Source organism: Rhizobium grahamii (assembly GCF_009498215.1).
Lineage (GTDB): Bacteria > Pseudomonadota > Alphaproteobacteria > Rhizobiales > Rhizobiaceae > Rhizobium > Rhizobium grahamii_A.
On sequence record NZ_CP043498.1, the window covers coordinates 2,096,964 to 2,122,611 of the forward strand.

19 protein-coding genes and 3 pseudogenes are annotated in these 25,648 nt (G+C 60.8%); 10 read left to right on the forward strand and 12 right to left on the reverse strand.

Translation table 11 applies throughout. From position 1 onward, the window contains the following. Nucleotides 1-149 precede the first annotated feature (149 nt). Nucleotides 150-476 carry a Kazal-type serine protease inhibitor domain-containing protein gene (locus FZ934_RS10225; protein WP_432443619.1) on the forward strand — a complete coding sequence of 109 codons (327 nt, stop codon included), beginning with the start codon at nt 150-152 and terminating at the stop codon, nt 474-476. A 6-nt stretch (nt 477-482) separates the two neighbouring features. On the opposite strand, the gene FZ934_RS10230 is transcribed toward FZ934_RS10225, so the two are convergent. From FZ934_RS10230 to FZ934_RS10245, 4 genes are all read right to left on the reverse strand, one after another. Continuing rightward, nucleotides 483-1,160, reverse strand: coding sequence for a peroxiredoxin-like family protein (locus FZ934_RS10230; protein ID WP_153270979.1), 678 nt, complete (start codon nt 1,158-1,160; stop codon nt 483-485). A 91-nt stretch (nt 1,161-1,251) separates the two neighbouring features. Further along, on the reverse strand, nt 1,252-4,479 hold the full coding sequence (locus FZ934_RS10235; RefSeq protein ID WP_153270980.1) for an adenylate/guanylate cyclase domain-containing protein: 3,228 nt from the start codon (nt 4,477-4,479) through the stop codon (nt 1,252-1,254). A 110-nt stretch (nt 4,480-4,589) separates the two neighbouring features. Further along, nucleotides 4,590-6,047 (reverse strand): hypothetical protein, encoded by a 1,458-nt coding sequence (locus FZ934_RS10240; RefSeq protein ID WP_153270981.1) that lies wholly within the window; start codon nt 6,045-6,047, stop codon nt 4,590-4,592. 78 nt (nt 6,048-6,125) lie between these two features. Beyond that, the gene (locus FZ934_RS10245) at nt 6,126-8,219 is read right to left on the reverse strand and encodes a putative bifunctional diguanylate cyclase/phosphodiesterase (RefSeq protein ID WP_153270982.1); all 2,094 of its coding nucleotides are present in this window, start codon (nt 8,217-8,219) and stop codon (nt 6,126-6,128) included. A gap of 329 nt (nt 8,220-8,548) precedes the next feature. Here FZ934_RS10245 and FZ934_RS10250 point away from each other — a divergent pair, with 329 nt between their 5' ends. From FZ934_RS10250 to FZ934_RS10270, 5 genes and pseudogenes are all read left to right on the forward strand, one after another. Beyond that, complete coding sequence (locus FZ934_RS10250) at nt 8,549-9,151, forward strand: 50S ribosomal protein L25/general stress protein Ctc (protein ID WP_153270983.1); 603 nt, start codon at nt 8,549-8,551, stop codon at nt 9,149-9,151. A 181-nt stretch (nt 9,152-9,332) separates the two neighbouring features. Continuing rightward, nucleotides 9,333-11,692: pseudogene (locus FZ934_RS10255) on the forward strand (EAL domain-containing protein). Between the two features lie 19 nt (nt 11,693-11,711). Further along, a complete protein-coding gene (locus FZ934_RS10260) occupies nt 11,712-12,434 on the forward strand; it encodes a substrate-binding periplasmic protein (protein ID WP_153270985.1) in 723 nt (240 codons plus the stop codon). 84 nt (nt 12,435-12,518) lie between these two features. Then, nucleotides 12,519-13,237, forward strand: a pseudogene (gene pth / locus FZ934_RS10265) (aminoacyl-tRNA hydrolase). Nucleotides 13,238-13,239: 2 nt separating this feature from the next. Then, the gene (locus FZ934_RS10270) at nt 13,240-13,689 is read left to right on the forward strand and encodes a GNAT family N-acetyltransferase (protein ID WP_153270986.1); all 450 of its coding nucleotides are present in this window, start codon (nt 13,240-13,242) and stop codon (nt 13,687-13,689) included. 3 nt (nt 13,690-13,692) lie between these two features. On the opposite strand, the gene clpS is transcribed toward FZ934_RS10270, so the two are convergent. Then, on the reverse strand, nt 13,693-14,004 hold the full coding sequence (gene clpS, locus FZ934_RS10275) for an ATP-dependent Clp protease adapter ClpS (RefSeq protein WP_153270987.1): 312 nt from the start codon (nt 14,002-14,004) through the stop codon (nt 13,693-13,695). Between the two features lie 180 nt (nt 14,005-14,184). On the opposite strand from clpS, the gene ychF reads away from it, so the two are divergent. Continuing rightward, entirely contained in the window at nt 14,185-15,288 is a 1,104-nt protein-coding gene (gene ychF / locus FZ934_RS10280; protein WP_153270988.1) for a redox-regulated ATPase YchF, read from the forward strand. A gap of 23 nt (nt 15,289-15,311) precedes the next feature. Here the strand turns inward: ychF and FZ934_RS10285 are convergent, their stop codons facing one another. Continuing rightward, on the reverse strand, nt 15,312-16,391 hold the full coding sequence (locus FZ934_RS10285; protein ID WP_153270989.1) for a hypothetical protein: 1,080 nt from the start codon (nt 16,389-16,391) through the stop codon (nt 15,312-15,314). An 81-nt stretch (nt 16,392-16,472) separates the two neighbouring features. On the opposite strand from FZ934_RS10285, the gene FZ934_RS10290 reads away from it, so the two are divergent. Together FZ934_RS10290 and FZ934_RS10295 are read left to right on the forward strand one after the other, a co-directional pair. After that, nucleotides 16,473-16,943 (forward strand): MaoC family dehydratase, encoded by a 471-nt coding sequence (locus tag FZ934_RS10290; protein ID WP_153270990.1) that lies wholly within the window; start codon nt 16,473-16,475, stop codon nt 16,941-16,943. After that, entirely contained in the window at nt 16,940-17,407 is a 468-nt protein-coding gene (locus FZ934_RS10295) for a MaoC family dehydratase (RefSeq protein WP_153270991.1), read from the forward strand. Before FZ934_RS10290 ends, FZ934_RS10295 begins: the two co-directional genes overlap by 4 nt. A gap of 7 nt (nt 17,408-17,414) precedes the next feature. Here the strand turns inward: FZ934_RS10295 and FZ934_RS10300 are convergent, their stop codons facing one another. The 5 genes and pseudogenes from FZ934_RS10300 to FZ934_RS10320 form a co-directional block, all read right to left on the reverse strand. After that, nucleotides 17,415-17,957, reverse strand: a complete 543-nt coding sequence (locus tag FZ934_RS10300; RefSeq protein ID WP_113361809.1) for an adenine phosphoribosyltransferase — start codon at nt 17,955-17,957, stop codon at nt 17,415-17,417. Between the two features lie 114 nt (nt 17,958-18,071). Continuing rightward, nucleotides 18,072-18,941, reverse strand: a complete 870-nt coding sequence (locus FZ934_RS10305; protein WP_153270992.1) for a cytochrome c1 — start codon at nt 18,939-18,941, stop codon at nt 18,072-18,074. A 25-nt stretch (nt 18,942-18,966) separates the two neighbouring features. Further along, nucleotides 18,967-20,244, reverse strand: a complete 1,278-nt coding sequence (locus FZ934_RS10310; RefSeq protein WP_153270993.1) for a cytochrome b — start codon at nt 20,242-20,244, stop codon at nt 18,967-18,969. A gap of 13 nt (nt 20,245-20,257) precedes the next feature. Next, nucleotides 20,258-20,836 carry a ubiquinol-cytochrome c reductase iron-sulfur subunit gene (petA, locus tag FZ934_RS10315; protein WP_113363092.1) on the reverse strand — a complete coding sequence of 193 codons (579 nt, stop codon included), beginning with the start codon at nt 20,834-20,836 and terminating at the stop codon, nt 20,258-20,260. A gap of 539 nt (nt 20,837-21,375) precedes the next feature. Then, nucleotides 21,376-23,278 (reverse strand): annotated as a pseudogene (locus FZ934_RS10320) (ABC transporter ATP-binding protein). A gap of 162 nt (nt 23,279-23,440) precedes the next feature. Between FZ934_RS10320 and FZ934_RS10325 the strand changes: the two are divergent. Next, nucleotides 23,441-23,683 carry a hypothetical protein gene (locus tag FZ934_RS10325; RefSeq protein ID WP_153270994.1) on the forward strand — a complete coding sequence of 81 codons (243 nt, stop codon included), beginning with the start codon at nt 23,441-23,443 and terminating at the stop codon, nt 23,681-23,683. 50 nt (nt 23,684-23,733) lie between these two features. Here the strand turns inward: FZ934_RS10325 and FZ934_RS10330 are convergent, their stop codons facing one another. Then, nucleotides 23,734-25,587: an ABC transporter ATP-binding protein gene (locus tag FZ934_RS10330; RefSeq protein WP_153270995.1), complete on the reverse strand. Its 1,854-nt coding sequence runs from the start codon at nt 25,585-25,587 to the stop codon at nt 23,734-23,736. Nucleotides 25,588-25,648: the final 61 nt, after the last annotated feature.

The following is a 25,648-nucleotide window of genomic DNA, read 5'->3' on the forward strand; positions in this document are numbered from 1 at the left end:
TTTCGAGGATGGCGATGCGACACACCCGGTTCATATCCGCCAAAAAGCTTGCACTGATCTTGATCGCGCCGGTGCTGTCCGCCTGCACGGTCGAGACAGATCCCGGCTACTCGCGACCACCGCCTCGCCCCCGCCCGCCACAGCAGCAGATGTGCACGATGGAATACGCCCCTGTCTGCGGCGAACGGGGCAGACGAATGCAGACGTTCGCGAATGCCTGCCAGGCTCGCGCCGACGGCTTTGCGATCGTCGCTCGGGGCGAATGCCGTCGCCAGCCACCTGTCACGCCGATGCCACCACAACCGGGGCCTCCACACCCCGAGCCTGATCGCCCGCAGAGGCCAGGCGGTATCTGCACACGCGAGTATCGGCCTGTCTGTGGCCAGCGTGGACCTGAGATGCGCACTTTCCCGAACGCATGCGAAGCAGACAACGGCGGCTTCCGTATCATTGCGCAGGGAGAGTGCCGGCCCTGACGCGCATCAGGCCGTCATGTGAGATGCGGCCGACATCACCTCCTGGGGTGCCGGAACACCGAACATATGGCGTCCGTCATCCGCGACCTCGGTGAAGCACCAGCGAACGAAGCCGTCTCGATCGAGGAGGAATTCGCCGACCAGCTGCCCCTCGCCCTTCGCGATCATGCGCCTGTCGTCATCGTCGAATTCGTACCCGTCGGCCTTGTCGAGGTATTCCGTCGCCGCCATCGGATCCATCGGCTGCGGCAGTTCGGGCATGTCGAGGCGCATCGAGTTCACCACGTTGAGCCCGACCTTGTAAGGCCATGCCGTCTCCGATTCCGTGAACTCTACATTGGGGAGCCCGAATGCACGGTGCGAAATCCTGTCCGGGTCGGAAGCGGCCAGCAGGTTTGGCAAAGGGTGATATCGGAAATACAGCCTTGCCCGCTCGGTCGGCGTATTGACGACGGTTAGGCTCTCGATGCCCTTCTGCTGCAACTCGCCGGCGAGGTTCGCCATGGCGGCAATCTGGCGACGACAGAAGGGACAATGCAATCCGCGAAAGAGACCAACCAGAACCGGTTTCTGGCCGCGAAAATCATCAATGGCGATCTTTCCCTGACGGGTGATCGCGTCGAGCACGACATTGGGCGCGCGATCGCCTGGCTTCAGGGGTCTGTCACTCTGGGTCTCCGGCATGGTCTCCTCCTTCGCCTGTCCGCCGGCGCAATGCGTCGGCAACGAAACTCGGTACGCCGCTTTATTTGACGGCCTCGAACCGCCGCATTCTTCAGTCCAGAAAAGGCAACACGACGAGTGCATCGGGATCCAGGCCATGGCGGGCACAAACGTCCTTTGCCAATGCGAAATTATGCTCCGCACTCGCCATGTCGTCTGTCTCGAGATCCAGTGTCGCCAATCCATCATAGCATGGAAACAGAAGCTGCGGCTCACCAATCTCCACCGCCAGCTGGAGCGCTTCCTGATAGCATCGCCGTGCCGACCGCAGCTCGCCGTGGCATTGATGGATCTGACCGAGAACGATGAGCGGCACGGCGAGATGGTCGCGTTGGTCGAGCGCCCGATCGATCTCGATCGCGCGCTCCGCTGCCGGCAACCCTTCGCTCGCGCATCGATCGGTGAAAGTGCAGCATGCGACCGCAAGGTTGGCGTGAAGCCTTGCCTGGAAACCAAGGTCCGCGATCCCGATCGCGACATCGAGCCCGCGCCGGCAAACCTTGATGGCGCTGGCGGGATCGACGATGGCGTAGAGCACGCCGAGATTGGAGTAGGCCCTGCATGCCGCACGAAGCAGTTGTGCCTGCTCGGCCACCTGAAGACTGGCCTCGACTTCCCCCACGGCTTGCCGATGATAACCCAGGCGCGCAAGGGCAACGCCCTTGGTGTTCAGCGCTTCTGCTCTCGCCTGCGCCGCTTCCGCATTGGTGAGGTTCACGTCCGCGAGGCACGCCAGCGCTTCATCGGCCCAGCGCGCCGCCGCCTGATGATCCCCCTGCCTGAAGGCGAGATGCCCGCGTTCCTGTAGCAGATGGGCCAGTTCGATGGATGCGGGCATACCTTCCAGGCAGGTGCTGGCTTCCACGAAGAAGGCATCCGCGAGGTCTCGCCTGCCGGCATTCACATTGAGGCGGCCGAGCTTTCGCAGCATCCGCGCCGCCGCTGACCGGTCGTTACTGGCTCGATACGCCGCAAGCGCTTCCTCGCAATAGCCGAGTGCAGCGCTGCGGTCACCGGCGGCAATGCAGAGATCCGCCAAGCGCTCGCAGAGCGTCAGCTTCTGTCGCAGCATAGCGGTTCGGTCGCCGATCGCGGCGAAGGCTTCGAGATAGAGCCGCATCGCGTCGTCATTGGCATAGGCCTTTCCGGCCAGGTCACCTGCTTCGGTCAGATAGTGGGCACCCTTGGCAACCTCATCGGCTTGACAGAAGTGGTGTCCCAGCAACGCGACATCCTCGAGCCGAGGCAAGCTGGCCGGCAGCAGCCGTTCCATCGCGACCCCGATCCGGCCATGCAGTTCCTTGCGTCGCTGCAGCAGCAGATTGTGATAGACGACATCGTGCAGCAGGGTTTGCGTGAAAGCATAGGTTCCGCCCGACGGCCCTCTCACCTCCTCGACCAGAATTTCCGCCGCGCAAAGCGCATCGAGGCCAGCTTCGACATTTGCCCGATCCGACGCCACCGCCTGCAACAGAACGGCTTCAAAACGCGGCCCCACCACAGCGGCTTCCTGCAACAACCGCCTCATGTCGGAGGGCAACCGATCGATGCGCGCAAGCAGCATCGCCTGCAGGCTCATCGGGATCTCCGCCCCGCCATCTCCGGCGGAGAAAGCCCAGACACCGTCACGAGAAGCCACCATCCCGGTATCGATGAGACTGCGGACGATTTCCTCGATGAACAGCGGATTACCACCCGACCGCGTGAGAATTCCCGTGCGGATATCCGGGGGAAGCTCAGCTCCGAAGAACTGCGATAGCAGCCGTTCTCCATCGGCAAGCGACAGCGGCACCAGCCTCAGAATCGTGCGGTTGGTTCGGTTCGATGCGAGCCCCTCGCCCTCCTCCGAGGACCGTGCGGTGGTCAGCATCATCAACCGCGCCCTCTCCAGCCGATCCAGCACGAACCGAAGGGCATCGATCGAGGCGGCGTCGGCCCAGTGCATGTCCTCCACGACGAGGACGAGCGGACTGATCGCCAGGCGGCGCTCGATGATTGTGCGCGTCGCATAGAAAATCTGCCGCCGCAGTTGCTCTGGCTCGAGATGGCGAAGCGCATCGCCAGGATCACCGAAACCGAATACGCAGAACAGAAGCGGCGAAAGCTCCGCGACGTTCTCCTCGGGAAATCCCAGTCCTCTCAGACCAGCGGTCAGAAGCTCGACGGTCTTGGCCGCACTCTCGCGATTTGCAATCCCGTAGGCACTGCGCAGCACCGAGGCCAGCGTGCCGTAGGATTGATCGCCGAGCGGAGAGCAGACCGCGCAACGCACCACGACGTCGGTGAATGCATCGTCCTTCTCGATCCTGGTCAGGAAATCGCGAACGAGCCGCGACTTCCCGATCCCCGCCTCGCCGACGAGCTGCACCAGCTGCGCGCTGCCGGCGCAGGCAAGCTCGAGGCAGCCGGTCATCCGTGCCAGTTCGGCATCGCGACCGATCGTTTCGGCCCGCAGGCCGAGGCTTTCCAGACCGCGCGCCGCGTGCGGCGTTTCCAGCGCACCGATGAGGCGGTGCACGGCGACGATACCACTCTTTCCGCGCAACTCCTGTGTCCCGAGGTTTTCGAACCCGAAGGCATGGCGGGTGAGCCGGTGCGTTACCGGACCGACGAGAATTTCGCCCGGCGCGGCCAGGGATTGCAGGCGCTGGGCTGTATTGACCGTATCGCCTGTCACTGAATAGGAGCGCGCACCGCCTGTCCCGAAGCTACCGGTCACCACAGGACCGGTATTGATGCCGATATGAAGCTGAAGGGGAATTCCGGCGAACTCGTGTCTGCGGGCTCCGAGCTCGGCGACGCCTCTTTCCATGTCCATTGCCGCGCAGAGAGCCCGGTGCGGATCGTCCTCATGGGCCGTCGGAGCACCGAAAAGTGCCAGGAGCGCATCGCCGACGAACTTGTCGACGAAGCCGCCATAGGCAACGACACAACGGCTGAGCTCATCGAAAAGCTCGTTCTGCAGACTGCGCATCAGTTCCGGATCGAACTTCTCGCTCAGCGTCGTGAAACCGCAGAGGTCCGCGAACAACACTGTCAGCGGCCGCCGGTCAGCGGCAGCGTCATCCGGACCACGCGTCGCGGGTACGATCTCCGGGGCAGCCGGTTCCGGGCGTACGGCGGAACTGTCGCCGAGTGGCTTTCCGCAGCGGGGGCAAAACAGAAAGTCGGGAGCGCATTGCTGGCCGCAGGCGGCACAAGAGATCGGTTGCTTTGCGCCGCATTTGGGACAAAACGCAAAGCCGCTCTGGATCACAAAACCGCAGGCCGCACAGTTCATCGCAGCCGCCCTTACGCCAGTCCACAAGCTGGCAGGCCCGGCTCAATTGAGCACCAAGGCTACGCCAGAATGAACCTGCATCGCCAGACGCGCAAGAGGCCGTCGAAATGCTAATCGGCGCCCTTGACGACCTGACCGTTGATCGTCACGGCGCCGTCCTTGGCGACGTTAATATCCCAACGCTGACGCCCGTCGGCATCGGTCTTCGCAAAGCCCTTCGCCATCATCAGCCCAAACGAGACCTGGTTCAGGTCTGGGTTGGTCTTGGCGAGATCCTGGATGGCAGTGATCGTCTTGTCGAAATCCCGCACGAGGATCGATGCGTCCAGCGAATAGTCCTTCTGCGACGTCGAGTGCCCGCGCAATTCGCCGGAAACATCGACATCATACATGCTGGAAACCGCGGAAATCTTGGGGAAACCAATCACCAGGTTGTCGTCCTTGAAGAGCTTCTCGAACGCCTTCTTGCCCGCTTCGTCCGACCCCTTGGATTTCGTGAAGTCCATCTTCAACAGCTCATCGCCGAAGGTGGCAAAATCCATGTCCGGCATGGAGAACTGCATGCTGAAGGATTGCGGCAGGAACGCGGAATAGGCTGCGGGAACGAGCGCGCTATCGAGCGTGATCCCCTGCGCCGCGACGCCGACGTCAAACCGGGTCGCGTTGGTTGGGCCGGCCATGGCGATGTTGTAGTCGATGCTCTTGGCACCGCCGCTGCCATCCTTGGCCGAAACGGTCACGTTGTTGAAGCTGATGGTTTCGTTCAAGCTGGTTACCAGCGGGAACGCATCACGCAGCAGCGACTTAAGCTTTTCGCTGTCTGCCCGCTTCAGTTTCTTGTCGTCGGCATGGGCGATGACGAAGGCTACGATCTCGCGGAGTTCCTTGGCCGCGACGCCGTTGACGGCGGCCGCGAAGTCCAGTGCGTCAGCCCGGATCTCGACCAGCGGCATATCGGTGCCGCTGACGCTCTCGAACAGCTGCGTCATGCTTCCGCTGGCGGCGAAATTCGTCCTGCCGGGCTGCTCGTTGTCCGACGAGGTTAGTTTCGTCGTGGAATTCGCGGCGGTGACCTTTACCTCTTCCTTGTCCGTCTTGGAGGTAAGCCGTATCGCCTTCGTCGAGAAGTCGCCGGAGCGGAGATAGCTGATCGCGGGATCGAACAGCGCGTTGAAGACGTAGGAATCGATGCCGTAGGAGAAATCCGTCGTCGACTGCCCTTCGGCCTTGATGGTTCCGGAAACGTCGAGCGAGTTGTCGCCCTCAAGCTTCCAAAGCCCACCGTCCTCCGGCGTCGCGAATATCGACCACGGGGTCAGCCCGGAAACCGACAGGCCGGCATGACTGCCGAAGGTCTTCAGCATCTTGTCGAGGTCGTAGATGATCTCGTAGCGTTCACCCGCCGGATTGACCTTGATGCTGCCGTTCTTCTGCGCATCTTTCGGCAGGAGGCGTGTCAGGTCGCGCTTGAGATTATCCGCGCCCTGCTGGGTGATGTCGGCGGAAAGGGCCGGCTCGGCCATGCCCGCAACGACAGCACAAACGAGAACTATGGCGTTGAGACGCATACCGAATTTCTCCTGCCTCATTTGGTGGGCATGTGAAGTGTGCGATGGGCTGATGTCAACCCCGACGGGTTGCCGCGATCACGCCGCCGCGCCGCGCGAACCGTCAATGCTGGGCGCCGCTTGCTCGTTCGCAGCGGATTTTGAAGCCGGTCTGCCGACAAGTTCTTCGATCTCATGACGCGGAACCGGCCTGCTGAACAGGAAGCCCTGCACTTGCGGGCATCCTTCCCGCCGCAGAAAATCGACGTGCTCCTCCCGCTCCACGCCTTCGGCGAGAACCGGAATGTCGAGGCTCTGCGCCAGAATAAGCGTCGATCGAACGATCGCCGCCGACTGCTTGTTGTTGGTAACACCCTCGACGAAGGCACGGTCGATCTTGATCTTGTCGAACGGGAAGCTCTGCAACGTCGAGAGTGAGGAATAGCCCGTTCCGTAATCGTCCATCGCTATCCGCACGCCCAGTCCCTTGAGGCGACGTATCGCGTTCAAGGCATGCACGTGATCGGCAACGATGCCGGATTCGGTGATCTCGATTTCAAGGCGGGCAGGCGCAAGGCCGGTGTCCATCAGGATCTGATGGACGATCTGCGGCAGGCGGCTGTCGGCAAGCTGCTGAGCCGCAACGTTGACAGCGATGCGCAACGGGTTTTGCCAGGTGGCAGCCTCCGCGCAGGCCGTCCGCATCACCCACTCGCCCAGCTCCATGATGAAGCCGGTCTTTTCAGCAATCGGAATGAATTCGGTCGGCGGTACATATCCGCGTGTCGGATGCTGCCAGCGCAGAAGAACTTCCAGACCGACGACCTCCCGGCTCACCGTATCGTTCTGCTGCTGGTAGAAAAGCAGGAATTCGCCGCGCTTGAGACCATCGCGCATCTCGATGGCGAGCGCGTTGCGGGCGCGAGCCGCCTCGTCCATCGAGGGATCGTAGAAGCAAATGCTGCCGCCGATCGTCGACTTGGCGCGGTACATGGCGACATCGGCCTGTGACAGCAGATCGTCGATCGTGCGCGCCCGGTCGGGAAAGCTCGAAATGCCGATACTGGAACCGACGCAGAGAGATTGCCCGTTCCACTCGACGGGGCGCTCGATCTCTTCCAGCAGACGCTGCGCGAGATTGCGCGCCTCCGGGCGTGCGATGTGGTCGCGCATGACGACGACGAACTCGTCGCCGCCGACACGCGCCGCAAACCGCTCTGGCCCGGTCACCGACGCCAATCGTTCGCCGATCGCCCGCAGCACGGCATCGCCCGCCGCGTGGCCGTGCACGTCGTTGATCTCCTTGAAGCGATCGAGATCGAAGCAGAGAACCGCGATGCTGCTGGTCAGGTCGTTGAGGCTCTTTGTCAGCGCTGGAAGGTGCTCGTTCAAAGCGGCCCGGTTCGCGAGGTTCGTCAACGGATCATGCAGGGAAAGATGGCGATAGCGGGCAACGGCCGCGACTGTCGATTGCATGTCGATGATATAGGTCGAGGCGCCGAGAAGCAGGATCACGATCATCACCGCCCCCACGAGACCCGTCATGATGCCGACCGACAGGATTTCCGGCGGCACGGAAACACCCACATCGGGAACGATCGTCATCCCGGCCATGCCGAGGAAATGCGTGGAAACGATCGCGAGCAGCAACGGAATGGCCGCACCGCATTTGCTCAAGCGCCGGCTCGGCCGCACGACCCGGTTGGTCGCCAGAGCACCGAAGAAGCCACCGGTCAACAGCGAGCAGATCACATAGGCTTGATTCCACTGGATCTCACCGGCAACCTTGTAGCCGGAAATGCCGACATAATGCATCGCCGCAACGCCAAGACCGACGATTGCACCGCCAGCTTCGATAAAGACGCTCTTGTCCCGCCCGAGCGACGCGATGGCAAAGCCGGCAATCGCCGAGGTGATGCCGATGAACAACGACAGAAGCGTCAGCTCCGCCTCGTAGCCGAACAGAACCGGGCTCTGATAGCCGAGCATGGCGATGAAGTGCGTCGTCCAGATCGTCGAACCGCCGACGAATCCAGACAAGAACAGCCAGTTGATCCGCTGCAGCGCCTGCGTTCGCCGTACCCTGGAAAACAGCCGCACGGTCAACAGCGAGCCGGAAATGCAGATGACGGTAGCAAAGAGGAGGTGCAGCGCGCTGTGTTCGATGCCGATGCAGGTAATAAGGCGGAGCATATGAGGAACCGTATTGAGACAGCTCCCTTATATTCATCGCGACATTAGCATTCATTAATGCGTGACGAATTCCAGCCATATGGTTAAGTGTTGGCGACGCGCCGCAACCTCGAATTCCTCTTCCGGACGGCAACTCGCCGGGAGCTTGCCGACGGTGTGACGTCGTAAAGTCATACTGCCTTGCCTTTGTGGGCCATCTATACTATAGCGCACGCGTCCGCACAGACACCCTTGGAGGCAATGCGGATGAGGATGGGGAAACCCGCCTCCAGTTCAGCGACAGGCAATGCCTGCGCCGAGCTCTCCAAATAACCTCGGAAGGAAAAGTCATGAGCCACGCAAGCTACGAGCTCAAGGCCGAGGCGCGCGAACGGGTTGGTAAGGGGTCCGCCCGTGAACTTCGCCGCAATGGTCTTATCCCCGCTGTCATCTATGGTGACAAGCAGGCCCCCATTTCTATCTCGCTGAGCACCAATGAGGTGACGAAGCGCATTCATGCCGGTGGTTTCATGACCACGATCGCGACGATCGACGTCGACGGCAAGAAGTACAAGGTTCTGCCGAAGGACTACCAGCTGGATCCCGTCCGTGATTTCACGATGCACGTGGACTTCCTGCGCGTATCCGGCAACACCCAGGTTACCGTTGAGATCCCGGTTCACTTCATCAACGAAGAGAAGTCTCAGGGCCTCAAGGTCGGCGGCGTTCTGAACATCGTTCGTCACGAAATCGAAGTTCATTGCCCGGCAGACGCTATCCCGGAATTCTTCAACATTGACCTCAGCGGCAAGAAGATCGGCGACAGCATCCATATTTCGGAAGTCACTCTGCCGAAGGGCGTTTCGACGGTTATCGACCGCGACTTCACGATCGCAACGATCGTTGCTCCGGCTGGCGGCGTTGACGAAAGCGCCGAAGAAGCCGAAGCCTGATAGCTTCCATAATTTGTAAAGCATACGGCCCGCTTTCTCACGAAGGCGGGCTTTTTCATTTTGGCGAAAGGGGCCGTTTCAGCAACATTTAATACATTTCGGGGAAGCATTCAGGACCGTCCGGAGGATGCCGAGGGCACCAGGAAACGGCCAGAATGCGGCAAGGGGAAAAACGGAACAAATGCACAATTCCGTTCAGAATAGATTTCTCGCAATCGTCTGCGGAGCACTGCTTCTCTTCGTTGCGCCCCTCTTCGTGCTGTTCCTTTTTCTGTCCTCCGAAAGAGCCGACAAGGAAATCCGCGACCACATCTCCGTTCTTCTTGTCGCCAATGCGCAGGCGCTCGCCAAGCCGCTATGGGACCTGGATGACGACAGCGTGGCCCAGATCAGCGCCACCGTCGTTTCGCAAGGTGCGATCGTCAAGGTTCAGGTTCGCGATCAGTCCGGCCAGCTCGACGTCACCCAGTCGACAATCCCGAAGTCCTTCCGCGGCGAACTCATCCAGGTGTCCCGCGCGATCATCTACAACACCGTCGATGGCCCCAAGAACCTCGGCACCATTTCCGTATTCTATCCTGCGCTCGGTCTCTTCGGCGGGCTGAAGCATGAAGAGATCGTCTTCATGGCGATCTTCGTGTTCGCCGTTCTCACGGTCTTCAGCGCCGCCTTGATCGGCAACCGCATCTTCGTCATTCGCCCGCTGATGCGTTTGATCGCGGCCATCGAGGCGACCGGGCAGCTGGGATCGCGCCACCACGTTGACTGGCGTTCGAACGACGAAATGGGCCGCCTGGCCAGCAGCTTCAATGAGATGCAGTCGAAGCTCGAGAGCGAGGAACGCGAACTCAAGCTCGCCCACAGGCGCGCGATCGACATCTACGACCTGACGCCCGCGATGCTGTTCTCGCTCGACGAGGAAAACCGGATCACCGCCGTCAGCGACTACTGGCTATTCGCAACCGGTTACCTCAGGCGCGACGTCATCGGAAAGCGCTTCATCGATCTCGTCACCGCCGAAACCCGCGACATCTTCCTCGACCGCAATACGCGTAGCGACAGCGCGGCAGCTTCGGGTGTTACCGTCAAGTTCATCTGCGCCAACGGCCGCCTGATGGACGTTCTGATCCTGGAATCGAAGGCCGCGACCGGCGGACACGATCTCCTCTCGCTCTCGGTCATGACCGATGTCACCGAGCTGAAGGCTTCCGAAGCGCGCAACCACCAGCAGGCGATCAGCGATCACCTGACCGGCTTGCTAAACCGCCAGGGCTTCGAAGCGGTCCTCGACCGGAAGATCCACCAGGCCGACCAGACGGGCAACGAACTCGCCTGCCTCTTCGTCGACCTCGACCGTTTCAAGTGGATCAACGACAATCTCGGTCACGCCGAGGGTGACAACGCGCTGCGCGAATTTGTCGAGCGGCTCAAGATGCATCTTGCACCGTCGGACGAGGCCGCGCGCCTCGGGGGCGACGAGTTCGCCATCCTGCTGCCCGCCAAGGACGCCGTACGACGCGCCACCGCGATGGCCGAGCAGATCGCCTCCGTCTTCCACGACCCGTTCGGTTCCGACCTGCATCTGAGCGCCAGCGTCGGCATCGCGATCTACCCGCACCATGCGATGAATGCTGCCGAGCTGCTGCAGAAATCCGATATGGCGATGTACGCCAAGAAGCGCGACGGAAAGAACGGTGCGCAGCTGTTCGACAACAGCATGTTGGACCACGCCCGGGCCCGCGCCGAGATCGAGACCTGCATCGAAACCGGATTGTCGGAAAACTGGTTCGACGCCTATCTGCAGCCGATCGTGAACCTGAACGGCCGCGGCATTGCCGGCTTCGAAGCTCTGATGCGCCTCAACCATCCGCAGAAAGGCCTGATGGCGCCCGCCGATATCATCGAGGTCGCCGAAGAAACCTCCAGGATCGTTCGCGTCGGCAATGTGATCATGGAAAAGGCAATCTCGCATCTGGCGCGCATATCGCGGCTGCCCGGCATGCAGGACAGCTATCTCGCCATCAATTTCTCGCCCTTGCAGTTCGAAGCAGCCCTCCCCGCGCGCCTGGCCTCGCTGCTCGGACGCCACGGTATCCGGCCGGAGCGGATTGTCGTCGAGATCACCGAAGCCGTGCTCATGCACAACAACCCGGAAATCCGAACGATCGTCGGCGAGATTCGCCGGTTTGGTTGCCGCATCGCGCTCGACGATTTCGGTACCGGATATTCGTCGCTGAGCTACCTGAACCGCTTCCCTGTCGATATCATCAAGGTCGACCAGTCCTTCACGCGGTCGATCAACGACGCAAACGAAGGCGTGCGCCAAAAGAGCCGGACGCTGGTCGAGAGCATCACGACGCTCTCCCACAAGATGGGCTGCGCCGTCATCGCCGAAGGCATAGAGACCGAAGACGAATGCCGAACGCTGCATGACATGGGCCTCGATTTCGGGCAGGGTTATCTCTTCCATCGCCCCAGAATGCCGATCGCCTGATCGAGATACTCGCTGATGCAACGCCTGTGGTGGCGCGCGCATCCTGACAACCCCGAGGAAGGCCTGATGTTCAAACGCTTGATGCTACTCGCGCTGCTTTGCCTTCCTTCGTTTGTCGCCGCACAGGCCGCGACCGTCACACTTCTAACCGAGGAATACTCGCCCTTCAGCTACCGCGAGGGCAAGGTGCTGAAAGGCGCCTCCATAGAGCAGGTCGACAAGATCATGACTGCTGTCGGCGTCGATTACTCGATCGAGATGGTGCCCTGGACACGCGCCTACAGCCAGGCTCAGACGACACCGATGAGCTGCGTTTTCACGACGGCCCACAGCCCGCAGCGCGATCAGATCTTCAAGTGGATCGAACCGCTTCTGGTCGACCGCAACATCCTCGTCGCCAAGGTAGGATCGAGCGTCTCCGCAACCGATCTTGATGATGCCAAGAAGTACACGGTTGGCACCCATCGCGGCGACTACACCGAGACGCTTCTGAAGGAAAAAGGCTTCACCCGGATCGATCTCGCCAGCGACTTCAACGGCACCCTGCGTAAGCTGCTCAACGGTCGCGTGGATCTCATGCCAATTTCGGAGCCCTATTTCGAAAAGATAAAGGCGGAGCAGCCGCTGCGGCGCGTGGCGCTGCTCGCATCGCAGGCAATGGGCATCGCCTGCGAAAAGAGCTTTCCCGAAGACCTGCGGGCGAAAATGCAGGATGCCTTGAGCAAGCTCATTGCCGATGGCACGCAGAAAGAGATTTTCGCTCGGTACGGCCTACATACGGCCGAGTAAGGCTGCCAAGCAGCACGGAATGCTTGACACCGGCGCCGTTTCGCGGTGGTGACAGGCAACCGACCTCGCAAGGAACGAAGACCCATGCTGATCATCGCCGGCCTCGGCAACCCCGGCAGCAAGTATGCCGGCAACCGACACAACATCGGCTTCATGGCCGTCGACGCCATCTACCGGCGCCACAGCTTTTCGCCATGGTCGAAGAAGTTCAAGGCCGAGATCTCCGAAGGCGAGCTTGGCGGCGAGAAGGTGTTGCTCATCAAGCCGCAGACCTACATGAACCTCTCGGGCGAATCCGTTGGCGAGGCCATGCGCTTCTACAAGCTGCAACCCGCCGACCTCATTGCCATCTACGACGAACTCGACCTGCCCCCGCTAAGGCCCGTATCAAGACCGGTGGCGGGCACGGTGGCCATAACGGCATCAAGTCTCTGGACGCCCATTGTGGCAAGGAATATCGCCGTCTGCGCCTCGGCATCGGCCATCCTGGCAACAAGGATCTGGTGCACCACTATGTACTCGGCGATTTTGCCAAGGTCGACCAGACCTGGCTCGAACCGATGCTGGATGCGCTCGCCGACAACGCCGAGATGCTTGTGCGGAAGGAAGATTCGCAGCTCATGAACAAGCTGGCCCTCGCCGTCGGCGCCAAGGCCGACGAGGACAACCCGAAGGCGGAGAAAAAGCCCGCCGCCAAGTCGCACATTCATCAGGCACGGAACCATGCCCAGCCGAAGGCTCTCCCGACGACCGGTCCCATGGCCGAAATGCTGAAGAAGATGTTCGGGAACAAGGGAGAGTGACGGTGGCCGGCTCGGCGTTTTCGATCCGCGCGGCTGCGGCGGGCGATCTTGAAAGTCTGCTCGAGCTTTACGGCCACTTGAATTCCAGCGATCCCGCGCTCAGCCCTGCCAAAGCGGAAGAACGCTACGCCGCGATGCTCGCCCAGCCCGGAATGACGGTTTTTATCGGCTTTCTCGGCGCTGTGCCGACCAGCACGGTTACACTGATCGTCGTGCCGAACCTGACGCGAAACGGCGCGCCCTACGCATTGATAGAGAATGTCGTCACCCATGGTGATCACAGGAAACGTGGCCATGCGGGCGCGCTCATCCGCCATGCCGTCAACGCGGCCTGGGAAACGGGCTGCTATAAGGTCATGCTTCTTACCGGTTCGAAGGATCCTGCGACGCTGCGCTTCTACGAGAACTGCGGCTTTACCCAGGACAAGACCGGATACCAGATCCGGCGCTGACGGCTATTCTTCCGGCTCTGCCGTCAACATCAGAGGGAAGTCGGCCTCCTTGGCGTAATCCATCGCCTCCTTGACCTTCGTCTCGGCGATATCCTTCGTGCAAACAACAACAACGCTCGATCCCAGCTTGTGCGCGGTCATCATGACGCGGTAGCCGGCTTCCTCGCCCATCCGGAAGACCGCCTTCAGGATCATCACCACGAATTCACGCGGCGTGTAGTCGTCGTTGAAAAGGATGACCTTGTAGAGCTTCGGCCGATCCAGCTTCGGTTTCGACTTGGTCTTCGGCTTCTGAGCAATATCGTTATCACTCATCGCAAACCCACCCGTTGATGACATGGAGAGGCGAGAATGGCTCGCCGATACCTATATCGCGCTGCAAAGGCTGAGGTTCAACCCTCCGAATGCAAGAGACTTGCGTGAAAAGCTTGACCGCAAGGCGCCTTTTACCCCATAGCCAGCACCAACGAATTCAAGAACAGCAGGTTTCAGGCCATGGGCTTCAAATGCGGTATCGTCGGTCTGCCGAATGTCGGCAAGTCGACACTCTTCAACGCGCTGACCAAGACGGCGGCGGCGCAGGCGGCAAACTATCCTTTCTGCACGATCGAGCCGAACACCGGCGAAGTCGCGGTTCCGGATCCACGCATGCAGAAGCTGGCTGCTATCGCCGGCTCCAAGGAAATCATTCCGACCCGCATCTCCTTCGTCGACATCGCCGGCCTGGTCCGCGGCGCGTCCAAGGGTGAAGGCCTCGGCAACAAGTTCCTCGCCAACATCCGCGAAGTCGATGCGGTCGTGCATGTACTGCGCTGCTTCGAGGATGACGACATCACCCACGTCGAGGGCCGCATCAATCCTGTTGGCGATGCCGACACCATCGAGACCGAGCTGATGCTCGCCGACCTCGAAAGCCTGGAACGCCGCGTCGAACAGACCCGCAAGCGCGCCGCCTCCAAGGACAAGGAATCGCTGGCTCAGCTGCCGGTCATGGAAGCGGTCATCAAGCTGCTGAACGAAGGCAAGCCCGCCCGTCTTCTCCTGAAGACGCTGGCACCTGAGGAGATCGAGATCCTCAAGAGCCTCAACCTGCTGACGTCGCATCCCGTCCTCTACGTCTGCAACGTCGCCGAGGGCGACGCTTCCACCGGCAACGAGCACACCAAGGCCGTCGCGGAGATGGCGGAGAAGCAGGGCGCCGAGTGCGTCATCATCTCGGCTGCGATCGAATCCGAAGTGGCACAGCTGCCGGAAGAGGAAGCCACCGAGTTCCTCTCCGCGCTTGGCCTGGAAGAAGCCGGTCTCGACCGTCTGATCCGCGCCGGCTACCACCTGCTCGACCTGATCACCTATTTCACCGTCGGCCCCAAGGAAACCCGCGCCTGGACCATCGTGCGCGGCACCAAGGCCCCGCAGGCCGCTGGCGTCATCCACACCGATTTCGAACGCGGCTTCATCCGCGCCTTCACCATCGGCTACGACGACTACATCAACTTCAAGGGTGAAGTCGGCGCCAAGGAAGCTGGCAAGGGCCGCGACGAAGGCAAGGAATACGTCGTCCAGGACGGCGACGTCATCCACTTCCGCTTCAACACCTGATACCGAATTGAAAAGACTGCCGCCTACGCGGGCGGCAGTCTCACCTGCATGCCCTCAGGCAGACGGCGCATGACGAAGCGCCGAAGCGGCATCCATCCGGTACCGATGATGAGGACGATCACGCCGACCGTCAGGAGCGTGATGAAGACGTAGGTATCGATACTTGCGTCCCCACGGCGGAAGATGCCATAGAGCGCGAAACCCAGCGACAGCAATCCCGATGTCACGAAGGCCCGGCGATCGATAATCAGGCCGATGAGCATCAGCGCCACGACCGTTGCAACGACCAAAGGCGTGCGCGCCGACATGGTCTGCAGGACGCTCAGGGTTCCGCCTGTCAGGCCGGGCAGCGATAGCACACTGTAAAGCAAGGCCGGTGCTGCTCCGAGATGCAGCCAGAAGGCGACATCGGAACTGACGGTGCGACGCATCGGATCCTTCAGGTCAAAGCTCATCGCCAGCGCGAAAAGCCCGACGGCGCAAACGATCGCGATGATCGACAGAACTCCTGGGTGATTGAGTTCGAAGAGAGGATCACCGGAGAGCCACGCGAGGGACCGCAGGACAAGCTGCAACAGAACGACTGCCGCTCCCATGATCGACAGCGCAAGCGAAAGCGGAACGCGGTAGACGAGATAGAAGAGCCCCATCACGATGGGAAACGCGAGCGTGAACTGCAGTGTATCGCTGCCGCCAAGGTTCATGCTGGTGAAGCCGCTGCCGACCCAGCTTGCCGACATCACCGCGGTCCACGCCGCGAGCGCAAGGCTGAGGACGACAGCCGGCAAGGCCAGCCGCTGCCGCCGGACAAGGATTTCGGCAAGCACGACGATCGCCGGCAGGACGGCATAGGTAGAAGCCAGTCCCCACAGGCCCGCGAGCGCGACGACGATGCCGATCGTTATCAGTACATCATGAAAGCCGCGCACGAAGCTCGGCGTTTCCGTATCCGAAAACGGCACCTCTCCAGGGCGCGCAACGGCCGAAGGCATGTCGACTTTCACCCCACGCGCCACAAGGAATGGCAAGAGGCGATCGATCGTTTGCGTCGGCATGATCCCTTCGCGCGCTGCATCGTCGAGTATCTGCTTCAGTTCGGTCATGGACAAGTTTTCGCTGGAATCGTTGTAACTCAGGCGATGCTATTGTAATCGATATGAAACTCCTATGAGGTGCAGACGAATTTGTCCGATCCCAAACTTGCCTTCGAGGATTTTCAGCCCGGCCGACGTTTCGCGCTGGGGCCGAAGACGGTAACCGCGACCGAGATCGTGGAGTTTGCCGAAGAATTCGATCCGCAGCCGATGCATGTCGACGAGACCGCCGGCCGCGCAAGCATCCTCGGCGGCCTTGCCGCCTCCGGCTGGCACACCTCCGCTCTTTTCATGCGGATGATGGCGGAGAGCTTCCTCCTTCGCTCCAACTCGCAAGGCGCTCCCGGCGTCGACTTCATGGAATGGCGCAAGCCTGTTCTGGCCGGCGATACCATCTCCGGATACTCGACGGTGCTGGAGGCACGCCCGCTCCGCTCGCGATCGGGTATCGGCATGGTGAAATTCCGCCATGAGGTCGAGAACCAGAAGGGCGAGCTTGTCTGCGTGGCGGAGAATTCGATCATGTTCGTCCTGCGCGAGCCACAGGAGAAGCCGGCATGATCATGGCGGAACGCTACGCCGTCGGCGAGAAGGTCGAAATCGGCAGCTATCTCTTCACACCGGAACGGATCGTTCATTTCGCCGAGCGTTTCGACCCGCAACCGTTCCATCTCGATGAGGACGCGGCGAGGCAATCGCTTTTCGGCGGGCTTTGTGCTTCGGGCTGGCATACCTGCGCGGCCTGGATGCACACCTTTGTTGCCTATTGGGAACGGGAATGCCTGCGGCTCTTCTCGGAAGGCATCGAGCCGCCGAAGCTCGGCCCCTCACCCGGTTTCCGCACGCTTCAATGGATACGGCCGGTGTTTGCCGGTGAGGAAGTCACTTACACCGTGACGTTTCTATCCAGCCGCGCCCTTGCATCGCGTCCGGGACGAAGGCTGAACAGCATTCTCTGCGAGGGCACGATCGCGGACGGCACGGTGGTCGTCCGCTTCGAAAGCACGGTCATCGAGTTCGAGTAACCGGCCTTTAGTGGCCGGAAAACTCGACCAGTGTGCGCACGTCGACGCCAAGTTCCTCGAGCTTCTTGCGGCCGCCGAGATCCGGCAGATCGATAACAAAGCAAGCAGACACGACCTCGGCGCCGATCTGACGGAGAAGCTGCGTCGCGCCGACCGCCGTCCCGCCGGTGGCAATCAGGTCGTCGACGAGGATGACTTTCTCGCCCGGCTGCACCGCATCGCGGTGCATTTCCATCTCGTCGACACCGTATTCCAGGCTGTAGGCAATCCGCACTGTGTCGTGTGGGAGCTTGCCCTTCTTGCGGATCGGCACGAAACCTGCCGAAAGCTGGTGCGCCACGGCACCGCCAAGAATGAAGCCACGGGCTTCCATTCCGGCAATCTTGTCGATTTTCATGCCGGCATACGGCTGGACGAGCTCATCGATGGCGCGACGAAATGCGCGCGCATTGCCGAGAAGCGTCGTGATGTCGCGAAAGATGATGCCGGGCTTGGGATAGTCCGGAATGGAGCGAATGCTGGCTGCAAGCTCCGAGGTCTTGTCGTTCATGGAAGATCCATATCTGCAGGGTCGAAAGTTGGCGCACCCTATCAATTGCGACAGACGGAACCAACAAAAAAGGCGACCCGAAGGTCGCCTTTCAGGAATGTGAGAGCGAAACTCTCAGTGTTCCTTGTTCGCGTAAACCGAGCGCTTCGTCAGATAGATCAGCACCGAGAAGATCAGCAGGAACACCATGACCATGAAGCCGGTGTGCTTGCGCTCAACCAGATGCGGCTCTGCAGCCCACATCAGGAAGGACGAGACGTCCTTGGCATACTGGTCGACCGTCGCCGGCGACCCATCGTCGTAGGTCACCTGTCCATCCGACAGCGGCTTCGGCATCGCGAAAACCGCGGCGGCATGGAAGTACGGATTGTAGTGGGCGCCCTGCGGCACCTGGAACCCGGCAGGCGGCTCTTCGTAGCCGGTCAGCAGCGAGTAGATGTAATCCGGGCCGCCTTCCTGGTACTGTGTGAAGATATCGAAGACGAAACGCGGGAAGCCGCGCTCGACTTCGCGTGCCTTCGCGATCAGCGAGAAGTCCGGCGGCGCAGCACCGTTGTTCGACGCTGCGGCTGCCTCGGCATTCGCGAACGGCGACGGGAAGTAGTCGGAAGGCACGGCCTTGCGGGTGTACATGTCACCGCTGGCATTCGGACCGTCCTGCACTTCGTAGTTCGCCGCGAAAGCCTTGACCTGCGCGTCCGAGTAGCCGAGGTCGCCCAGCATGCGGAACGGCACCAGCTTCATCGAGTGACAGGCGGCACAGACTTCCGTGTAGACCTTCAGGCCGCGCTGAAGCTGAGCCTTGTCGTAGGTGCCGAACGGGCCGGCGAAGGACCAGTCGACTTCTTTCGGCTCCTTCAACGGATAGTGCGGGGTCGCGGCCTCGTGGTGCTCAGCAGGCTTTGCAGCCTCCTCAGCGAGAGCTGCGGTTCCGAGACCGGCGACGACTGCGAGCGACAGAATGCTTGCAACAAGCTTTTTCATGTTTTTATTCCCTCTCGTCGCCCGCTTATGCCTTGGCCGTTGCAGCCGAGGCAGTCTTGTTGCGCTTTTCAAGCACGGCTTCCGTGATCGAGTTCGGGACACGGCGCGGCGTCTCGACGAGACCAAGCACCGGCATGACGACCAGGAAGAAGGCGAAGTAAAGCAGCGTGCAGATCTGCGAGATCGTGGTGTAGAGGCCTTCCGCCGGCTGCGAACCGAGCCAGCCGAGGATGATCGCGTTGATCACGAACAGCCAGTAAGCCATTTTGTACCACGGACGATAGACCGCCGAACGAACCTTCGAGGTGTCGAGCCACGGCAGGAAGAACAGCACGATGATCGCGCCGAACATGACGAGAACGCCTGCGAGCTTCGAGTCGATCGGGCCGACGTTGAAGGTGATCGAACGCAGCATCGCGTAGAACGGCAGGAAGTACCATTCCGGAACGATGTGAGCCGGCGTCTTCAACGGGTCTGCCGGAATGTAGTTGTCGGCGTGACCGAGGAAGTTCGGCAGGTAGAAGACGAAGTAGGCGTACACGAGCAGGAAGATCGAAACGCCGAGCGCATCCTTGAGCGTTGCGTAAGGCGTGAAACGAACCGTGTCCGTCTTCGTCTTGACTTCGACGCCCGTCGGGTTCGTCTGGCCGGTGACATGCAGCGCCCAGATGTGCAGGACGACGACGCCGGCGATAACGAACGGCAGCAGGTAATGCAGCGAGAAGAAGCGGTTCAGCGTCGGGTTTTCAACCGCGAAGCCACCGAGCAGGAACTGCTGCACCCATTCGCCGACCAGCGGGAATGCCGAGAAGAAGCCGGTGATGACAGTCGCACCCCAGAAGGACATCTGACCCCAGGGAAGAACGTAGCCCATGAAGCCGGTCGCCATCATCAGGAGATAGATGAGAACGCCGAGGATCCAGAGAATTTCGCGCGGCGCCTTGTAGGAACCGTAGTAAAGGCCACGGGCGATGTGCAGGTAGACGGCGACGAAGAAGAATGACGCGCCGTTGGCATGCATGTAACGCAGCAGCCAACCGTGGTTGACGTCGCGCATGATCTTTTCGACCGAGTTGAACGCAACCGTCGCTTCGGCGGCGTAGTGCATCGCGAGCACGACACCGGTCAGGATCTGAACGATCAGCATGACCGACAGCATGGCGCCGAAGGTGTAGGCATAGTTCAGGTTACGCGGAACCGGATATGCAACGAAGCTGTCGTAGACGAGACGCGGCAGCGGAAGGCGCGCATCGATCCACTTCTCGAGGCCGGTTGATGGCTCGTAGCTGGAATGGCCACTCATAAATCAGTCCCCCTCAACCGATCTTGATTACTTTATCGGAAACGAACGAATAGGTCGGAATCGCCAGGTTCTGCGGCGCCGGGCCTTTTCGGATGCGGCCGGCCGTATCATAGACCGAGCCATGGCAGGGACAGAACCATCCGTTGTATTCGCCGGCCTGGCCGAGCGGCACACAGCCGAGATGGGTGCAGGAACCGATCATGACGATCCAGTTTTCCTTGTCCTTGCCGGCAGAACGGTCGATACCCGTTGCCTGCGCGTCAGCCGCGAGATTGGCGTTGCGCGCGATCGGATCCTTGAGCTCCGCCAAGGGAACCTCGTCCGCAGCCTTCACTTCCTCAGGTGTACGGTTGCGGATGAAAATCGGCTTGCCGCGCCACTTGGCGGTCAGCGACATACCGGGCTCAAGGCTGGAAACATCGACTTCGATGGATGCCAGAGCCAATGTCGAGGCATCCGGACGCATCTGATCGATAAACGGCCATGCGACCGAAACGGCGCCAACGGCGCCCGCCATGCCAGTGGTGAGATAAAGGAAATCACGGCGAGTGGGCTCGCCCGTGACCTCGCTTGTCGTTTCGTGTTCGCTCACGGCTTAAACCATCCTCTACGCAAAGTTTTGCGGAACTCCGCCTTGCCCCTCACAGCGGCGAATCTGTCATGACACAATTCGACCATAGATTCCCCACCAATCCGGCGCGTTCTATGCTTGATCGCAAATTATGTCCAGCCTTGGCAAGGCCATCCGGCCACAATGTCGCGGTAATTTCAGGTCGATTTTTAAAGACAATCACATGCTTGCAACATTGCTGCGACGCACAAAACACTACGGCGCGGCGGCGCGCGGAAATACTGCCGCTAGACTATCGGCGCAGCTCCACGAAAGAGACTTTATTCTGTGCGTGTCTCTTGGCTGCAGTCAGCAATATCCTTCCAGAGCGAAATACAATACTGGCCGTCCGGCTTCGCCTATAGCTTCCGGGCTGGCATTGCTTGCAAGTCTATAATGCCGAATGTCGCTCCGCTGCTGCGCGAACAGCAAGGTTTGCTTGCCCGGGCGTGGTGTCCGCGACATTTCTGCTCGCGAACGCAGCAACGCGCGAGGACGCCAGAATTAGCGGCGAGGCTCGCTCAGAGGACCTTGATCTCCTCACCGGAGCTGCGAACCGCATCCTCCGGCAGGTCGGCCGCGAGAAACCCGCCGGACTGTCGCGCCCACAATTCGGCGTAGAGCCCGCGCTTCTGCAGAAGTGTTTCGTGCGTCCCCTCCTCGATGATCTTTCCGCCATCGATGACGATGAGACGATCAAGCGCCGCGATGGTCGACAGCCGGTGCGCGATGGCGATTACCGTCTTTCCGTCCATGATCCGGTTGAGGTTCGACTGGATCGCCTCCTCGACCTCGGAATCAAGGGCCGACGTTGCCTCGTCGAGCACGAGGATCGGCGCATCCTTCAGCATCACGCGGGCGATCGCGATGCGCTGCCGCTGACCACCTGATAGTTTGACGCCGCGCTCTCCCACATGCGCATCGAAACCCTTGCGACCCTGCTGATCCTGCAGGCGCTCGATGAAGCCGAGCGCCTCGGCCCGCCGGGCGGCCTCGATCAACCGCCCCTCGCCCGCGTCAGGTCGTCCGAAGAGGATGTTGTCTCGCACGGAACGATGCAGCAACGACGTATCCTGGCTGACGACACCGATCTGCATCCGAAGCGACTCCTGCCGGACTGCGGCGATGTCCTGGCCATCGACCAGGATCCGCCCGCCTTCGAGGTCATAGAGCCTGAGCAGAAGGTTCACGAGAGTCGACTTTCCGGCCCCGACCGCCCCACGATGCCGACCTTCTCACCGGGACGAACCGTCAGCGAAAAATCGTCGATGACGCCTTTGCCTCTGCCATAGTGAAACGAGACATGCTCGAAGCGGATGCCGGGCTCCTTGATAACAAGGTCGGGCGCATTCGGCCGGTCCACCAGCCCCAGCGGCTGGGAGATCAGCTCAGCGGAGTTCTGGATCGTCCCGAGATTGCGCATGATACCGTTGAACTGGGTCATCAGGCGCCCGAGCAGAAAGTTGAGGCGCAGCACCAGCGCCAGCGAAAACGCCACGGCGCCGGCGCTGATCAGCCCCTGAAGCCACAGATGAACGCTGAGCGCCGACATGCTGACGATCATGATGCCGGAGACCAGCGCCATCGACGCACGAACACCGGTGATGAAGCGGGTAAAGCGCAGAACGGTTTCCTGGTAAAAATCGAAACCCTGCCGCATATAGCGGTCGCTCTCCTCGTCACGGGCGAAGAGTTTCAGCGTCTGGATATTGCTGTAGGCGTCCACCATGCGGCCGTTGAGCATCGAGGCAGCCTCGGCGGTCTCGCGCGAATGAAAGCGGATACGCGGCACGAAGTATCGCGCCAGCAGGCCGAAGGCGCAAAGCCAGGCCAGCACCACGGCGGCTAGCGTAAAATCCAGGCGCGCGACCAGAACCAGCGTCGTGACCGCATAGATTCCGACGAACCAGACGCTCTCCATCAGCGACGTGACGAGGTCGCCGACAGCCTGCCCCGCCGACCAGACCTTGTTGACGACGCGGCCGGAAAAGTCGCTCTGGAAGAACGACAGCGACTGGCGGGAAACGTGCAGGTAGGACTGCCAGCGGGCGAGATTGTAGAAGCCCGGCGTGATCACCTGCTGATCGACGAGCGCGATCAGGAGAGCCACGACGAAACGGACGATGCCGATCAGGATGAGCATGCCGAACAGTTCGGCACCATGTGCGGCCAGAAGTCCGCTCCACCCTGCAGAAGGAGTAATGGTCGCCAGAATATCGACGACACGACCGACGAACCAGAACAGCGCCGCCTCGATCGCGGCCGATAGTCCCCGAGCACGAGCATGGCGATGAACGGTGTTTTCGCCTGGCCGATGTAGAACGAAATGAACCCCAGGGTTGATCGCGGCGGCTGAATATTGTCGCGCGGAGCAAAGGGCTCAATCCAATTTTCGAAGATACTAAAGAGTCGATTCAGGATCATATTTGCGGTATAGGCTTATAAGTCGGCCCGGGGAAGAAAAACGCCCGCCGGACAAACCTTATATTTTTGTAATTTTCGGTAACATCAACGGCATCGCCGTTGCATGAAGCATAACTCGCCACAATCTCGGCGTAGGGTAGCATTTCACGGGAGACGGCCGCAATGCAGACGAAGACGTTTACGTCGAGTATTCCCCTGCCGCTGGCGGAGAGGCTCGATGCGATTATCGAACAGTTCGAGATACCCTACGATCAGATTGTGACGGAGGCGATCACCGCCTGGATAGATAACGAGCAGGAGCGGCGCCTTGCCGCCTTGCGCGCCCTTGCCTCCGCCAATAGCATAGCAGTGGAAGGGCATCGGATCATCGACTGGGCCGACAGCCTGTCAGGCGACAGCCACTGATATCCATGAATTGAAAAAGCCCTCCCTGAACGGATCAGGGAGGGCTTTTCTTATTCGGCCGCCGCTTCGGCGTCTTCGGAATCGGCTATGAAGCCGCCCGATTGCCGGTTCCACAGATCGGCATAGACCCCACCCTGCTGAACCAGACCCAGATGCGTTCCCGCCTCGATGATCCTGCCGTTGTCGAGCACGATCAGGCGATCCATTTCCGTCAGCGTCGAGAGCCGGTGAGCAATGGCGATAACCGTCTTGCCTTCCATCAACGCGAACAGGTTCTCCTGGATCGCTGCTTCGACCTCCGAGTCGAGTGCCGACGTGGCTTCGTCGAGGACGAGGATCGGAGCATCCTTCAGGAACACACGGGCGATCGCGATCCGCTGGCGCTGACCACCTGACAGTTTCACACCACGCTCGCCGACCTGCGCATCGAGCCCCGTGCGCCCCTGCATGTCGACCAAGCCCTCGATGAAGTCCCAGGCATTGGCGCGTTTTGCCGCCTGTATCACGTCGGCGTCCGAGGCGTCGGGGCGACCGTAGGCGATGTTGTCGCGGATCGAGCGATGCAGCAGGGAGGTATCCTGCGTGACGACACCGATCAACTCGCGCAGGCTCTCCTGCGAAACGCCGGCAATGTCCTGCCCGTCGATCGTGATGCGGCCTGCCTCCAGATCGTAGAAGCGGAGAAGCAGGTTCATCAGCGTCGTCTTGCCCGCGCCCGAACGGCCGACCAGACCCACCTTCTCGCCGGGCTTGATATCCAGCGAGAGGTTGTCGATGACGCCCTTGCCCTTGCCGTAGTGGAAGCGGATGTGATCGTAGTGGATCGCTCCCTTCTTCGCGGCAAGCTGTGGCGCACCGGGCTTGTCGATGATGTCGTGCTGCTTCGTCATCATCTCCATGCCGTCATAGACCGTGCCGATGTTCTCGAACAGCGCCGAGACCTCCCACATGATCCACTGCGACATGCCGTTGACGCGCATCGCAAGACCAATGGCAATCGCGATGGCGCCAACGGAGATCTGGCCATTCAGCCAGAACCAGATGGACAGACCCGAGATCACGAACAGCGCAACGCAGTTGTTCATGTAGACGGAGATGTGGAAGAGCGTCACGCGGCGCATCTGTGCATGGACCGTTCCGAGGAACTCTTCCATGCCGCTGCGAGCATAGGACTCTTCCCGGCCTGCATGCGAAAACAGCTTCACCGTGGCGATGTTCGTGTAGCTGTCGACCACGCGTCCGGTCATCATCGAGCGCGCATCGGCCTGCTGTGCCGCGATCTTGCGAAGGAGCGGCACGAAATAGGAAACGATGCCGACGTAGACGGCGAGCCAGACGAGGATCGGGATCATCAGCCGCCAGTCCGCGGCAGCAATGACGATGATCATCGTCAGGAAGTACGTGACCACATAGACGAAGACATCGAGGATCTTCATCACGGTCTCGCGCACGGCGAGCGACGTCTGCATCACCTTCGTCGCGACGCGTCCGGCGAACTCGTTGGCGAAAAAGGTCATGCTGTGGCGCAGCAGGAAGCGGTGCATCTGCCAGCGTGCGATCATCGGATAGTTGCCGAGAAGCACCTGGTGCATGATGAGCGAGTCCAGCCCCGCCGCAAGCGGCAGGCCGATGAGGATCAAGCCACCCATCCACGCAAGGCGCGGCCATTCATTCTGCAGGAACGTTGCCTTGTCGGCCTTGGTCAGCCAGTCGACGACATCGCCGAGGAACTGGAAGAGAGCCACTTCACCGATGGCGATGAATGCCGTCAGCACGGCCATCATGCCGAGCCACGGCGCCGCCGGCTTGGTGTAATGCCAGCAGAAGGCAAAGAGTCCCCTCGGCGGAACGCTGGGTTCCTCTACGGGGAAGGGATTAAGGCGCTGTTCAAACCAGCCAAACATTGAAAATGCTCCGAAACTTCAGCGTTCCGGCCGCCCTGCCCGCGCAAAACGCCGCGCGAAG

Excerpts from the sequence above, each read along its gene's own strand:
- FZ934_RS10295 (WP_153270991.1), top strand. The coding sequence starts at position 16,940 with ATGATCATGGCGGAACGCTACGCCGTCGGCGAGAAGGTCGAAATCGGC.
- FZ934_RS10235 (WP_153270980.1), bottom strand. The coding sequence starts at position 4,479 with ATGAACTGTGCGGCCTGCGGTTTTGTGATCCAGAGCGGCTTTGCGTTT.
- FZ934_RS10230 (WP_153270979.1), bottom strand. The coding sequence starts at position 1,160 with ATGCCGGAGACCCAGAGTGACAGACCCCTGAAGCCAGGCGATCGCGCG.
- ychF (WP_153270988.1), top strand. The coding sequence starts at position 14,185 with ATGGGCTTCAAATGCGGTATCGTCGGTCTGCCGAATGTCGGCAAGTCG.
- clpS (WP_153270987.1), bottom strand. The coding sequence starts at position 14,004 with ATGAGTGATAACGATATTGCTCAGAAGCCGAAGACCAAGTCGAAACCG.
- FZ934_RS10305 (WP_153270992.1), bottom strand. The coding sequence starts at position 18,941 with ATGAAAAAGCTTGTTGCAAGCATTCTGTCGCTCGCAGTCGTCGCCGGT.
- FZ934_RS10240 (WP_153270981.1), bottom strand. The coding sequence starts at position 6,047 with ATGCGTCTCAACGCCATAGTTCTCGTTTGTGCTGTCGTTGCGGGCATG.
- FZ934_RS10260 (WP_153270985.1), top strand. The coding sequence starts at position 11,712 with ATGTTCAAACGCTTGATGCTACTCGCGCTGCTTTGCCTTCCTTCGTTT.
- FZ934_RS10310 (WP_153270993.1), bottom strand. The coding sequence starts at position 20,244 with ATGAGTGGCCATTCCAGCTACGAGCCATCAACCGGCCTCGAGAAGTGG.
- FZ934_RS10245 (WP_153270982.1), bottom strand. The coding sequence starts at position 8,219 with ATGCTCCGCCTTATTACCTGCATCGGCATCGAACACAGCGCGCTGCAC.
- FZ934_RS10325 (WP_153270994.1), top strand. The coding sequence starts at position 23,441 with ATGCAGACGAAGACGTTTACGTCGAGTATTCCCCTGCCGCTGGCGGAG.
- FZ934_RS10300 (WP_113361809.1), bottom strand. The coding sequence starts at position 17,957 with ATGAACGACAAGACCTCGGAGCTTGCAGCCAGCATTCGCTCCATTCCG.
- FZ934_RS10330 (WP_153270995.1), bottom strand. The coding sequence starts at position 25,587 with ATGTTTGGCTGGTTTGAACAGCGCCTTAATCCCTTCCCCGTAGAGGAA.
- FZ934_RS10225 (WP_432443619.1), top strand. The coding sequence starts at position 150 with ATGTGCACGATGGAATACGCCCCTGTCTGCGGCGAACGGGGCAGACGA.
- FZ934_RS10250 (WP_153270983.1), top strand. The coding sequence starts at position 8,549 with ATGAGCCACGCAAGCTACGAGCTCAAGGCCGAGGCGCGCGAACGGGTT.
- FZ934_RS10285 (WP_153270989.1), bottom strand. The coding sequence starts at position 16,391 with ATGACCGAACTGAAGCAGATACTCGACGATGCAGCGCGCGAAGGGATC.